General features: G+C 56.4%; 12 protein-coding genes and 1 other annotated feature. Of the genes, 7 read left to right on the top strand and 5 right to left on the bottom strand.

Going from position 1 to position 12,683, the window contains the following annotated elements; all coding sequences use genetic code 11:
* Positions 1-11: 11 nt before the first annotated feature.
* From J3351_RS00510 to tyrS, 7 genes are all read left to right on the top strand, one after another.
* Positions 12-482 (top strand): divergent PAP2 family protein, encoded by a 471-nt coding sequence (locus tag J3351_RS00510; RefSeq protein WP_207696862.1) that lies wholly within the window; start codon positions 12-14, stop codon positions 480-482.
* A 36-nt stretch (positions 483-518) separates the two neighbouring features.
* Entirely contained in the window at positions 519-2,396 is a 1,878-nt protein-coding gene (dxs, locus tag J3351_RS00505; protein WP_207696861.1) for a 1-deoxy-D-xylulose-5-phosphate synthase, read from the top strand.
* Positions 2,393-3,196, top strand: coding sequence for a TlyA family RNA methyltransferase (locus J3351_RS00500; protein WP_207696860.1), 804 nt, complete (start codon positions 2,393-2,395; stop codon positions 3,194-3,196). The genes dxs and J3351_RS00500 overlap by 4 nt, the downstream gene beginning before the upstream one ends.
* Before the next feature lie 34 nt (positions 3,197-3,230).
* Entirely contained in the window at positions 3,231-4,082 is an 852-nt protein-coding gene (locus J3351_RS00495; protein ID WP_207696859.1) for an NAD(+)/NADH kinase, read from the top strand.
* 28 nt (positions 4,083-4,110) lie between these two features.
* Positions 4,111-4,599 carry an arginine repressor gene (locus J3351_RS00490; RefSeq protein WP_154276217.1) on the top strand — a complete coding sequence of 163 codons (489 nt, stop codon included), beginning with the start codon at positions 4,111-4,113 and terminating at the stop codon, positions 4,597-4,599.
* Positions 4,600-4,617: 18 nt separating this feature from the next.
* The gene (gene recN, locus J3351_RS00485) at positions 4,618-6,294 is read left to right on the top strand and encodes a DNA repair protein RecN (protein WP_186850701.1); all 1,677 of its coding nucleotides are present in this window, start codon (positions 4,618-4,620) and stop codon (positions 6,292-6,294) included.
* 34 nt (positions 6,295-6,328) lie between these two features.
* Positions 6,329-6,581 (top strand) — a binding site (T-box leader).
* Between the two features lie 66 nt (positions 6,582-6,647).
* Positions 6,648-7,865, top strand: a complete 1,218-nt coding sequence (gene tyrS, locus J3351_RS00480) for a tyrosine--tRNA ligase (protein WP_097771118.1) — start codon at positions 6,648-6,650, stop codon at positions 7,863-7,865.
* 97 nt (positions 7,866-7,962) lie between these two features.
* Here the strand turns inward: tyrS and J3351_RS00475 are convergent, their stop codons facing one another.
* The 5 genes from J3351_RS00475 to asd form a co-directional block, all read right to left on the bottom strand.
* Positions 7,963-8,430 carry an ACT domain-containing protein gene (locus J3351_RS00475; RefSeq protein ID WP_097771119.1) on the bottom strand — a complete coding sequence of 156 codons (468 nt, stop codon included), beginning with the start codon at positions 8,428-8,430 and terminating at the stop codon, positions 7,963-7,965.
* 36 nt (positions 8,431-8,466) lie between these two features.
* Entirely contained in the window at positions 8,467-9,759 is a 1,293-nt protein-coding gene (locus tag J3351_RS00470) for a CapA family protein (RefSeq protein ID WP_242699245.1), read from the bottom strand.
* Between the two features lie 46 nt (positions 9,760-9,805).
* Complete coding sequence (gene dapB / locus J3351_RS00465; protein WP_098922361.1) at positions 9,806-10,564, bottom strand: 4-hydroxy-tetrahydrodipicolinate reductase; 759 nt, start codon at positions 10,562-10,564, stop codon at positions 9,806-9,808.
* A 78-nt stretch (positions 10,565-10,642) separates the two neighbouring features.
* Complete coding sequence (gene dapA, locus J3351_RS00460; protein ID WP_156069870.1) at positions 10,643-11,536, bottom strand: 4-hydroxy-tetrahydrodipicolinate synthase; 894 nt, start codon at positions 11,534-11,536, stop codon at positions 10,643-10,645.
* A 41-nt stretch (positions 11,537-11,577) separates the two neighbouring features.
* Positions 11,578-12,660: an aspartate-semialdehyde dehydrogenase gene (gene asd / locus J3351_RS00455; protein ID WP_035394444.1), complete on the bottom strand. Its 1,083-nt coding sequence runs from the start codon at positions 12,658-12,660 to the stop codon at positions 11,578-11,580.
* Positions 12,661-12,683 lie beyond the last annotated feature (23 nt).

Here is a 12,683-nt window from a genome sequence, read left to right as displayed (position 1 = left end):
GTGGAACTACCATGCAATTTATCCATAGCGTCCTGACGTTCAATGAGATCCTTACAGTATCCCTGTTGTCCTGGTTTGTGGCGCAGGTGCTCAAGACCATCATCAACTTTGTCCTGCTGGGCAGGTTCCAGCTGGAGCGGATGTGGGGCGATGGCGGTATGCCCAGTGCCCACAGCGCCACGGTAACGGCCATGGTCATTGCTACGGCACGCAGCGAGGGCATCAATTCGGCTATCTTTGCGGTGGCCGCAGTTGTTGCCATCATCACCATGCACGATGCTATGGGTGTGCGCCGCGAGACCGGCGAGCAGGCCAAGGTGCTGAACAAGATGCTGGAGCAGTGGATCGAAGTGACCGAGAAAAACAATCCCTTCCTGCAGAATATGCACCTGAAAGAGATGGTTGGTCACACTCCGCTGCAGGTTATGGCCGGTTTTGCACTGGGTATACTGGTCGGCTTCCTCTATCCTATGGGCCTTTGAGCGCCCCATTTCAAAACGTGAGAAGGACGTGAATTTATGAATTCGCCTTTGCTGGAGAAAATCTCTCAGCCCAGCGATCTGAAAAAGCTGTCCAGTCAGCAGACCGTGCAGCTTTGCGCAGAAATCCGTGAATTTCTTCTGGATAACGTATCAAAGACCGGTGGCCATCTGGCATCCAATCTGGGTGCTGTGGAGTTGACGGTGGCTCTGCACCGGGTGCTGACCACCCCCACGGATGAGATCGTGTTTGATGTGGGCCATCAGTGCTATACCCACAAGCTGCTGACCGGCCGCCGCGAGGGCTTTGCCAAGTTGCGGCAGCTGGATGGCATTTCCGGTTTCCCGAACCCCAACGAAAGTGAGCATGATGCTTTTATTGCCGGTCACGGCAACACCGCGCTCTCGCTGGCTGTGGGCATTGCCTGGGCCAAAAAGCTGCGGGGCGAGCCGGGACAGGTGGTTGCCCTCATTGGTGACGGAGCCTTTACCGGCGGTATGGTCTACGAGGGGATGAACAATATCGGCGGGCTGGACAATCTGCTGGTCATCCTGAACGACAACAAGATGTCCATTTCCAAGAATGTGGGCGCGTTGTCCCGCTACCTGAGCCATCTGCGCACCACCAGCCGCTATTACGATGCCAAGGAAAATGTGCGTTCCTTTCTGGATGGCGTTCCTGTCATTGGACCGCCGCTGAAATCTGCGATCCAGAACAGCAAGGCCATGGTGCGCAGGGCAATGTATCATTCGACCATGTTTGAGGATATGGGCTTCCACTATTATGGTCCTTTTGATGGCAATAACGAACCGGAGCTTGAAGGGATCCTGCGCGATATCCACAGGCAACCCGGCCCCCATTTCCTGCATGTCGTGACCAAGAAAGGCAAGGGCTATGCCCCGGCTGAGAGCAACCCCGGTAACTTCCACGGTGTTTCGACCTTTGATCTGGTCAACAGCATCCCAGACCCTGAGGTGGCTCCCAAGGAGTCTTTCTCGACGGTGTTCGGCAATGTCCTGAACAAGGAGGGCACGGAAAACCAGAAGATCTGTGCCATCACGGCCGCCATGAAGTATGGTACGGGCCTGCAGTTCTTTGCACACACCCACCCCAAGCGTTTCTTTGATGTGGGCATGGCAGAGCAACATGCTGTGACCTTTGCAGCGGGCCTTGCCAGCCAGGGAATGCTGCCGGTGGTCTGTATCTACTCCACCTTCCTGCAGCGTTCCTATGACCAGATCATCCATGATGTGAACCTGCTGAAGGAGAATGTTGTTCTTGCCATCGACCGTGCCGGTTTTGTTCCGGCAGACGGCGAGACCCATCAGGGAATCTTTGACCCGGCCTTCCTCAGTCAGGTGGGAATTCCTGTCTATTCACCCTCCAACTATGCCGAACTGCGGCACTGGCTGCCCATCCTGCTCAGTGATGAGATGCAGGGCCCCCGGGCAATCCGGTATCCCCGCGGTGGTGAGAGCGCAGCACTGGCGCAGTTTGGCTGTTCCGGCAGAGAATATGACCGGCTCTATACCGCACCTGATGCCAAGGCTGTAATGGTCAGTTACGCCGACGAAGTCGAGGATGTGCTGACTGCGGCGAAGCTTCTGGGCAAAGAAAACGTTCCCTGTGATGTTTATAATCTTGTAAAGATATATCCCTTTACACCTGAGCTTATTTCTGAAATTTCAAGATATGACGTTGTTTTGTTCGCAGAGGAATGCGTAGCCTGCGGCGGCATCGGTGAGCATCTGGAAATGGCTCTGCAGAAAGCAGGCTGGCAGGGTGCTTATATCCATCGTGGTGTGGAGGATGTGCGTCTGCCCCATGCGACGGTTCCGCAGATCAAGCAGAGCACCGGCCTGGATGCAGAACATCTGGCACAGGCCATCCGTACATGGAAAGGAGCAGAATCTTGAAGATTCGTTTGGATCAATATCTGGTTCAGCATGGTCTGATCCAGAGCCGTGAGCGCGCCAAGGCGATGATCATGTCCGGCGTGGTCTTTGTCAATGAACAGAAGGTAGACAAAGCCGGTGAGATGATCAAAGAGGATGCCAAGGTGGAGGTGCGCGGCCATGATATCGGTTATGTCAGCCGCGGCGGCCTGAAACTGGAAAAGGCGATGCAGTGTTTTCCGCTGACCCCCAAGGGGAAAGTCTGCATGGACATTGGCGCATCCACCGGCGGCTTTACCGACTGTATGCTGCAAAATGGTGCAGTCAAGGTCTACGCTGTGGATGTGGGCTACGGTCAGCTGGCATGGAGTCTGCGCACCGATGAGCGGGTGGTCAATATGGAACGCACAAACATCCGCAACGTGACCCTCGACCAATTGGCAGAGCCGATCGAGTTTTTTAGCGTTGATGTCTCTTTTATCTCGCTGCATCATATTTTCCCAGTGGCGCAGGCCATCACCACTCCGGACGCTATGGGTGTCTGCCTGGTCAAGCCCCAGTTTGAGGCTGGCCGCGAAAAGGTGGGCAAAAACGGCGTTGTCCGTGACCCTGTCACCCACCGTGAGGTGCTGCACAATGCCATGGGCTATGCTGCTGCCAACGGCTTCAAGGTCTGCGGACTGGATTTCAGCCCCGTCAAGGGCCCTGAGGGAAACATTGAATATCTGATGTTCGTTCAGAAGAGCGATGAACCCGGTGCACTGGATGATTCGGTTGCTGAACAGGTGGTGGCATCCAGCCATTCTACGCTGGACCGCTGAACCATAATCCACAAAATCAGGGAGGGCGCGGACGATGACCGTCTACATTTCCCCAAACCCCGGCAAGGCTATGGCCTACGGCATTTCCCAGCGTGCGGCGCAGATCCTGCTGACCCATGGGGCACAGGTGTTGATGCAGGACGGCCTGCAGGCCGAGTGCATGACCATGGGCGTGGTGTATCTGACCCAGAAGGAATGCCTGGAACGGACGGATGTCATCCTGACTATCGGAGGAGATGGCACCATCCTGCATGAAGCCAACCTCTCACTGGAATACCGAAAGCCCATCCTCGGCATCAATCTGGGCCGGTGCGGCTTTCTGGCTACCTGTGAGGTCGATGAAATGGAAGCCAAGCTCTCCGCCGTAGCCCGGGGGGAATATTTTCTGGATAACCGGATGCTGCTCTATGTCCGTGTGCTGGGGGATGACAGCTGGGAGGGCCATGCCCTGAATGATGTGGTTATGACCAAGGGCCGCCTGCAGCAGGCAGTGGATTTCAGCATCTATTGTGACGATATCCTGGTGGAACATTACCGGGGCGATGGTGTCATTGTGGCAACGCCCACCGGCTCCACCGCTTATTCTCTGGCGGCAGGCGGGCCGATCCTTGATTCTCAGACCAAGGGCATCGTTGTCACGCCCATCTGCCCCCACAGCCTTGCCAGCCCGGCCATGGTTTTTGCGCAGGAGCGCAAGATCAACCTCTGTGTAGGCCAGGTGGCAGATGAAGAAGTTTTTATCAGCTGTGATGGGGATGCGGGCTATTCCGTAAAAGCCGGAGCCACCGCGGAGGTGCGGCTGTCTGACCAGGTCGTGCAGCTCATCACCTTCAGCAAGGCCGACCAGTTCCAGGCCATTGACCAGAAACTGCGCGGCAGACGATGACACAAACACAACGAAGGGAGAAGATCACATGGGACGCACCAGCCGAGGGGATAACAAAAGCAAGCAGCAGCGGCAGCAGGCCATCCTGCGTCTGATCCAGGAGAATCCCATCAGCCGGCAGGAGACTCTGTTGGAGTACCTGAGCAAGGAGGGTTTTGATGCCACACAGGCGACCATTTCCCGCGATATCCGGGAGATGAACCTTGTCAAAGCTGCTACCACCACCGGCTACCGCTATGTTTCCAGCCACAGCGAGGCACTGAACCCCAAGATGCAGGCCCGGTTTGAGACCATCTTCCATGAATCTGTCCTGGGGGTGGACTTTGCGGGACATGTGGTGCTTGTCAAGTGCTATTCCGGCATGGCCAATGCGGCCTGCGAGGTATTTGACGCACTCAAGTGGAAAAATGTGGTCGGCACCCTTTCTGGTGACGATACCTTTCTGATCGTGGCCCGCTCAGAGCGGGACGCAAAGACCATTTGCACCGAGCTTGGGCATTACATCGGGCAGAAATAAAGGCAGGAGAGAACGAACATGTTGAGCAGTCTGCAAATTGAAAATGTTGCAGTCATCCAGAAGGCCAACGTGCATTTTGAGAAGGGCCTGAATGTCCTTACCGGCGAGACCGGTGCGGGCAAATCTATCCTGATCGACTCCATCAATGCCATTCTGGGCAACCGCACCTCCAAGGATCTGGTGCGCACGGGGGCTGCAAAAGCAGTCATCCGGGCTGCATTTGATGATGTTCCGCCTGCAGTGCTGGACAGCCTGGAAAAGGCGGGGTATGAGCGCTCAGAAGCGCTGACCCTGAGCCGTGAGATCACTGCCGAGGGCAAGAGCACCTGCCGCATCAACGGAATGCCTGCCACAGCAGCCATTCTGCGGGAACTGTGCGGTGGGCTCATCAACATCAACGGCCAGCACGATTCCGTAGGCCTGTTGAACCCGGCCCGCCATGAGGGTATCCTGGATGCCTACGCCCAGAACGGGGCGGTGTATCAGGAGTATTATGCTGTTTACCGGGAGCTTATCAAGGTCAAAAAGGAGCTGGATGCCATCATCACCGATGAGGGTGAAAAACAGCGAAAGATCGATCTGCTGAGTTATCAGGTACAGGAGATCGAGGATGCCAGCCTGACCGCAGGCGAAGAGGAGACGCTGGCGGCCCGCCGTAAGGTGCTGGCGAATGCCTCCACCATCCGGGAGCGCATCTCCCAGAGCTATGCGCTGCTTTCGGGTGGAGATGATGCCCCGGGTGCCGTTGATCTGCTGGGGGAAGCTTCCAATGCGATCGATGGTGCCGCCCAACTGGACAGCGGCCTTTCTTCTGCCGCCGGACAGCTGCTGGATCTTTATTACACCGCAAAAGACCTTTCTGCTGACCTGATCGGGCGGCTGGAGGGCTACGAGACGAATGATGCAGAGCTGGATGAGATCGAACAGCGGATGGATCTGATCTACAAGCTCAAGCGAAAATACGGTGATACTGTGGAAGATATCATCGCATTTGGACAGCAGGCAAGGGAAGAGCTGGACCGCATCCAATTCTCTCAGGAGCGGACAGAGCACCTGCAGGCTGAAAAGCATCGGCTCTATGTACTGGCCAGGGATAAGGCCGAGGTACTGACCCAGACTCGCCTGAAGGCCTTTGAGGAATTGAACAGGCGCATCTCCGGCACACTGGATTTTTTGAACATGCCAGGTGTCCGCATGACCCTGCGCCATACCCGCGGCCCGCTGGCCAGCCATGGCCAGGACAGCGTGGAGTTTTATATTTCCACAAACCCCGGTGAGGATCCCAAGCCCCTGGCAAAAATCGCTTCCGGTGGTGAGCTGAGCCGTATCACGCTGGCAATCAAAAATGCCATGGCCGATAAGGACGCAGTGCCTACGGTCATCTACGATGAGATCGACAGCGGTGTGTCCGGCAAGGCAGCCAGCCGCATCGGTGAGGTGCTCAAACAGAGCGCAAAAGATCACCAGATCCTCTGCATCACCCACACAGCGCAGATCGCTGCACTGGCCGACTGCCATTTGCTTATCCAGAAAAATATCACGAATGAACGCACCTATACCGAGATCCACCCGCTGGATACCGAAGGCAGAGTGGACGCGCTGGCGCATATCATTTCCGGTGACCATGTCACGGAGCTTTCCCGTGCCAATGCTCGAGAGATGCTGGGGCTGGCCGAGCATGAAACCGGTGATTGACAACCCTGCTGATTTGTGCTAAACTGATTTTTGTTGAAAGACGTTGAAGGGAACAAGTACCTTGTCAGTGTCTGCCCAGAGAGACCCCGGTTGGTGCAAGGGGTGTGCAGAACAGCAGGGAAAATACCTCCCGGAGTTGCAGGCTGAATGCTTTGGCTAGTAGGCTGTGCCGCGTGCGAGCGTTACAAACGCAGGAGTGTATCCCATCTCTGTGGGGCGCACTCGTGAGGCCGTTCCTGTGAGGGGGCGGCAAACAGAGGTGGTACCGCGATTTTCTCGCCCTCTGCCAAATTCATTTTTGGCAGGGGGCGTTTTCTTTTGTCCTCTGCCCGATAAAACAGGAGGATAATCCCATGACCCTTTACGAAGAACTGCAGGCTCGCGGTCTGGTGGCCCAGATCACCGACAATGAGATCATTGACCTCATCAACAACGGCAAGGCCACTTTCTATATTGGCTTTGACTGCACTGCGGACAGCCTGACTGCAGGCCATTTTATGGCCCTGACCCTGATGAAGCGCTTGCAGATGGCTGGCAATAAGCCCATTGCCCTGATCGGCGGCGGTACCACCATGATCGGTGACCCCTCTGGCCGTACCGATATGCGCAAGATGCTGACCAAGGAGGACATTGCTCACAATGCAGCCTGCTTCAAGAAGCAGATGGAGAAGTTCATCGATTTTTCTGAGGGCAAGGCTCTGATGCTGAACAATGCCGACTGGCTGCTGAACCTGAATTATGTTGAGCTGCTGCGTGATGTGGGCGCCTGCTTCTCCGTCAACAACATGCTCCGCGCCAAGTGCTATGAGCAGCGCATGGAGAAGGGCCTGTCCTTCCTCGAGTTCAACTACATGATCATGCAGAGCTACGACTTCTACTACATGTTCCAGCACTACGGCTGCAACATGCAGTTCGGCGGCGATGACCAGTGGAGCAACATGCTGGGCGGCACTGAGCTGATCCGCCGCAAGCTGGGCAAGGATGCCTATGCGATGACCATTACTTTGCTGACTGATTCTCAGGGCAAAAAGATGGGCAAGACTGCAGGCAATGCGGTCTGGCTCGACCCCAACAAGACCAGTCCCTTTGAGTTCTACCAGTACTGGCGCAATGTCGGCGATGCTGATGTGATGAAGTGCATCCGGATGCTGACCTTCCTTCCGCTGGAGCAGATCGATGAGATGAGCACCTGGAAGGATCAGCGCCTGAACGAGGCCAAGGAGATCCTGGCCTACGAGCTGACCAAGATGGTCCACGGCGAGGAAGAGGCTGAGAAGGCCCAGAACGCTGCCCGTGCCCTGTTCAGCGGTGCTGCCGACACTGAGCACATGCCCTCCACTCAGCTGACCGAAGCAGATCTGACCGATGGCTCCATCGGCATCCTGACCCTCATGGTCAAGGCCGGTCTGGCCGCTTCCAACGGCGAAGCCCGCCGCCTGGTTGTGCAGGGCGGTGTCCTGGTGGATGGTGAAAAGGTGGCTGCTCCCACTGTCAGCTTTACCGCTGATCAGCTGAAGAACGGTATCGTCATCAAGAAGGGCAAGAAGATCTACCACAAAGTGACCCTGTAATCTTTTAGAACCAGCGTATGATAAAAGCCCGGCGGCATCCAAAAATCGGATGCCGCCGGGCTTTTTACGTTTGTGTAATGTTTATAGAGAAGGGCACTTACAGCTCAAAGGCTTTCTTCAGCACATCGTAAGCGGAGTCCTCGTTCTCACTGCGCACCAGCAGAGAAATATCCAGATCGCTGGTGGTAATGAGCAGAACCTCGATGTCGGCCATAGCCAATGCATTCAGGGCCCGGGCAGCGACTCCGCAGCTGGTGACCATGTCCTCACCGAAGAGGTTCAGTTTGGAGTAACCGACGCTGATCAGCGGGGAAGCCTTGGCATCCTTGTCGAGATTGGCGGCAGAGATGGCCTTCATCACCAGCGTCAGATCGCTGGCAGATGCGGTAAAGCTGAAATCAATGTTGGTACCGTGAGGGGCGCTCTGACTGATCATATCCACCACAACGCCGGTATCGGCAAAGATCTGCAGGTAGCGGGCCAGGCTGTTGCCCTTGAACTCCACATCCTGCACACTGATCATCATCAGGCTGGGCTCAATATTGATTTTGGAAACACCATACATAATGAACACTCCAATCTGCCCCAAAGGGCTGCAAATTCAGGCGAGCGCCAAAAACGCGCTGTTGATGTTGGTCTGTAATACGTTCTGAATGTACTCTATCCCAAAGTTGGGGTAGGCGGCCCGGACACCGTGCGCCTGCGCCAGTTCCGACGTGTAATCCCGGAAGAGGTAGGTGCGGACATTGGATTTTCCTGCATCATAGTGGGTCACGGTGGGATGCAATTGCGGGGAAGCGACAGCGCAGTGAACGCTGCCATCCGGGTCCGTCGTCTTGTTCAGCTCCAGTGTCAGGATGGCACCGATGAGTTGATCCGGTTTGCTCTGGGTGCTGAGGAAATTTCCCAGGGAATAGGCCACAAAGGTCTGGCGGCCATCCACAGAGGTCTTCCACTCGGCATCCTGCACCACATGAGGGTGCGTGCCCAGAATAACATCCGCACCCCAGTCGGAAAGCTGCTGGGCGAGATCCCGCTGGGTCTGGGTGATCTTGTGGCTGTCCTCCACGCCCCAGTGAACTCCCACCACCACGAAATCGGCCAGCTCACGCGCCCTGCGCACCTGCTGTTCCATCACATCCCGCTGGCTGGTGTAGATGACATTGGCCGTCATGGCACTGCTCTGCGGGATGCCATTGGTGTGGTCGGTGTAGGAGAGGTAGGCAATCGTCACACCGTTTACCGTCTGCAGGGGGATGGTGCCATAATCACTCTCTCCGTACCACAGGCCGGTCGTGACCACATCTTCCGGCATCTCGTCCCAGAACCGCAGCGTTGCTGCAATACCTTTGGCACCTTTATCGTAGGTGTGGTTGTTGGAAAGACTGAACACTTGGATGCCTGCCCGGTAAAGAGCCTCTGCGCATTCACCGGGGGTAGAAAAGCAGGGATAGGTGGAAGGCTCCAGTTCCTTGCTGCAGAGCGTTTCCTGGTTGATCCAGTTTACATCCTGCGCGGCATAAAAATCCAGCAGGTGCTCGTAGCAGTAGTCAAAATTATATCGCTGGCCTTCCGCTGCCCGGCGGGCTGCCTGTTTGTAGATGGGAGCATGGATCAGATTGTCCCCGGTGGCCGAAAAACGCAGTGTGGTTGTAACAGGCTGCGGTTCCGGTTCGGGCGGGGAAACGCTTTCAGCGGTCGAAGGCTCGTCCTCAAAAGGGCCAAGCACGATGCCGGGAGTCTGGAAGCGCCAGAAGCCCAAGCAGGCCAATGCCGCACCAGCCACCAGCAGCACGCCCATCATCCTCAGAAAAACGGGTTTTCGTTTTCGCCGGTTCTGCAGTTCGTGCCGCGAATGTCGTTTCGTGGATGCAGCGTGTCTTGCCTGTTCCATTCCGTCAGCCCTCCTGCCACTCAAAATGGTGGAAGACGCAGAGACCTTACAGCTCTGCGATCATGTTACCCATATTGTACAGGCCCGGCTCTTTTTTTGCAAGATAGACAGCAGCATTTATTGCGCCATTTGCAAAAACACTGCGGGAATATGCAGTATGCTTGAGGGTGATGACCTCGTCCGGACCGCAGAACAGCACCTCGTGGTCGCCCACGATGCTGCCTCCGCGCACGGAGCTGATGCCGATCTCCTTGGGGTCGCGCTTCTGGCGCACAGAGGAACGGTCGTAAACATAATGATATGCGCCGTTGTTCTCTTCGTTGATGGCATCGGCCAGCATCAGGGCAGTGCCGCTGGGAGCATCCAGCTTGTTGTGGTGGTGCTGCTCCACGATCTCCACATCATAGTCTGCACCCAGAATGGCCGATGCACGCTTGCACAGCTCCGACAGCAGGTTGATGCCGATGGACATGTTGGCGCTCTTGAACACGGGCACAATGCGGGACAGCTGCACCACCTTCAGCTGCAGCTCTTCGGAAAGGCCAGTGGTGCAGACCACGATGGGCATCTTGTGTGCTTCGCAATAGGTCAGCGCTTTTTCCACAGCAGCAGGAGCGCTGAAATCAATGATGACATCGCCCTTGCCGTCCAGCTTATCCAGACTGTCGTATACGGGGATGCCGTTCTGCTCACCGTCCTGCTGGTCGATCCCGGCGACCACGCGGCAGTCACTCCGGTTTGCAATCATCTCGCAGAGGGCGTGGCCCATCCGGCCGCCAATGCCCTGAATGATAATATCCGTCATTTTTGTTTCCTCGTTTTCTGTTGTAACGGCAAATGCCCGGGAGAAACCATTTCCACCGGGCATTGTGCGTTGTTTCGTTTATTCCCGAATCAGACCTTCGGCCTCCAGTGCCTGCTCGATCTTCTCCTTGTGGGCATCACTGGGCTCGACCAGCGGCAGACGGCAGGGACCGGCCTCCCAGCCCAGCACATTCATGGCGTACTTGACAGGGATGGGATTTACTTCGCAGAAGAGTGCATCCGCCAAGGGCAGGATCTCCAGCTGCAGCTTGCAGGCAGTTTTGGTGTCACCCTCAAACCATGCCTTGCAGCAGTTGTGCACCAGCTCAGGCTTGACATTTGAGACCACACTGATGACACCCTTGCCGCCCAGAGACAGCAGGGGGACCACCTGATCATCGTTGCCAGAGTAGATGTTCAGCTCGTCGCCGCACAGCTGAGCGATCTTGGCCACCTGAGAGATGTTGCCGGAGGCCTCCTTGATGCCGTTGATGAGCGGATTCCGGCTCAGCTCCAGCGCTGTCTCGGGGGTGATGTTCAGGCCGGTACGGGAAGGCACATTATACAGGATAACAGGGATGCCGCCCGCCTCGGCCATAGCGGTAAAGTGAGCCACCAGACCTGCCTGCGTGGTCTTGTTGTAATAAGGGGTCACCAGCAGCAGGGCATCGGCACCGCAGGCAGCAGACTTTGCTGCCAGTGCACAGCCGTGATCGGTATCATTGGAACCAGCACCCGCAATAACAGGCACCCGGTGGTTGACCGTCTCGACCGTAAACTTGATGGCGGCCAGCTGCTCCTCATCGGTCATGGTAGAGCATTCGCCGGTAGTTCCGCAGATCACAATCGCATCGGTGCCCCGTGCAATCTGATTTTCAATGATGCGGCCCAGCTCATCAAAGTTGATGCTGCCATCTTCGTACATGGGGGTGATGATCGCCACCGCCGCGCCGGTAAAGACAGGATTCTTCATAGTATAAAACTCCTTTGTACGCTCCGTCAGGAACGTGTTGTTCAGTCAAAATAGCCCTTTGCCGCCAACAGCTCAGCCAGCAGCACGGCACCGCCGGCAGCGCCGCGCAGGGTGTTGTGGCTCATGCAGGCGAACTTGTAGTCAAACAGGGTGTCCTCGCGCAGGCGGCCGATGCAGACAGCCATGCCGTTCTCGGTGTTGCGATCCAGCTTGGGCTGAGGACGATCGGGCTCAGTGAAGTAGTGAAGGAACTGCTTGGGTGCGCTGGGCAGGTTCAGCTCCTGTGCAGGGCCGCGGAAGTTAGCCCAGGCCTCGAGCATCTGCTCCTGGGTGGGCTTTTTGTCAAAGCTTACAAACACGGCAGCGGTGTGGCCGTCAGAAACGGGAACACGGAAGCACTGCGCAGTGATCGTGGGCTTCTCGGCGTTGACGATCTGATCGCCCTCGATGTGGCCCCACAGCTTCAGCGGCTCGCGCTCGCTCTTCTCTTCCTCACCGCCGATGTAGGGGATAACGTTATCTACGATCTCGGGCATCCGGTCAAAGGTCTTGCCTGCACCGGAAATGGCCTGATAGGTGCAGACCAGAGCCTTGTTGACACCAAACTCCTTCATCAGAGGATGCAGGGCAGGCACATAGCTTTGCAGGCTGCAGTTGGACTTGACCGCAATGAAGCCGCGCTTGGTGCCCAGACGCTTGCGCTGGGCAGGGATGATCTCAATGTGGTCCGCGTTGATCTCAGGCACGACCATGGGAACGTCCGGGGTAAAGCGGTTTGCGCTGTTGTTGGAGACCACGGGACACTCAGCCTTTGCGTAAGCCTCTTCCAGTGCCTTGATCTCGGCCTTGGGCATATTGACTGCGCAGAAGATGAAATCGACCTGAGAAGCGACCTCTTCCACCTTGGCGGCATCCAGCACGACCATCTTCTTGACGCTCTCGGGCATTGGAGTGGTCATTGCCCAGCGGCTGCCAACGGCATCCTCATAGGTCTTGCCTGCGCTGCGGCCGGATGCGGCCAGCGTGGTCAGCTTGAACCAGGGATGATTCTCAAGCAGGGTCACAAAACGCTGCCCCACCATACCAGTTGCACCAACGATACCAACTTTATACTGTTTTTCCATTTCCAGCACCTTTCCTTTCAATA

The organism is Faecalibacterium sp. Marseille-Q0746 (genome assembly GCF_017377595.1).
GTDB lineage: Bacteria > Bacillota > Clostridia > Oscillospirales > Ruminococcaceae > Faecalibacterium > Faecalibacterium duncaniae.
Note: the sequence above shows the minus strand (reverse complement) of the source record. Positions and strands in the feature narration are given on the sequence as shown.

What these genes read in the sequence shown, in the direction of transcription:
- J3351_RS00510 (WP_207696862.1), top strand. Translation starts at nt 12, where the DNA reads ATGCAATTTATCCATAGCGTCCTGACGTTCAATGAGATCCTTACAGTA.
- dxs (WP_207696861.1), top strand. Translation starts at nt 519, where the DNA reads ATGAATTCGCCTTTGCTGGAGAAAATCTCTCAGCCCAGCGATCTGAAA.
- J3351_RS00495 (WP_207696859.1), top strand. Translation starts at nt 3,231, where the DNA reads ATGACCGTCTACATTTCCCCAAACCCCGGCAAGGCTATGGCCTACGGC.
- J3351_RS00490 (WP_154276217.1), top strand. Translation starts at nt 4,111, where the DNA reads ATGGGACGCACCAGCCGAGGGGATAACAAAAGCAAGCAGCAGCGGCAG.
- recN (WP_186850701.1), top strand. Translation starts at nt 4,618, where the DNA reads ATGTTGAGCAGTCTGCAAATTGAAAATGTTGCAGTCATCCAGAAGGCC.
- tyrS (WP_097771118.1), top strand. Translation starts at nt 6,648, where the DNA reads ATGACCCTTTACGAAGAACTGCAGGCTCGCGGTCTGGTGGCCCAGATC.
- J3351_RS00475 (WP_097771119.1), bottom strand. Translation starts at nt 8,430, where the DNA reads ATGTATGGTGTTTCCAAAATCAATATTGAGCCCAGCCTGATGATGATC.
- J3351_RS00470 (WP_242699245.1), bottom strand. Translation starts at nt 9,759, where the DNA reads ATGGAACAGGCAAGACACGCTGCATCCACGAAACGACATTCGCGGCAC.
- dapB (WP_098922361.1), bottom strand. Translation starts at nt 10,564, where the DNA reads ATGACGGATATTATCATTCAGGGCATTGGCGGCCGGATGGGCCACGCC.
- dapA (WP_156069870.1), bottom strand. Translation starts at nt 11,536, where the DNA reads ATGAAGAATCCTGTCTTTACCGGCGCGGCGGTGGCGATCATCACCCCC.
- asd (WP_035394444.1), bottom strand. Translation starts at nt 12,660, where the DNA reads ATGGAAAAACAGTATAAAGTTGGTATCGTTGGTGCAACTGGTATGGTG.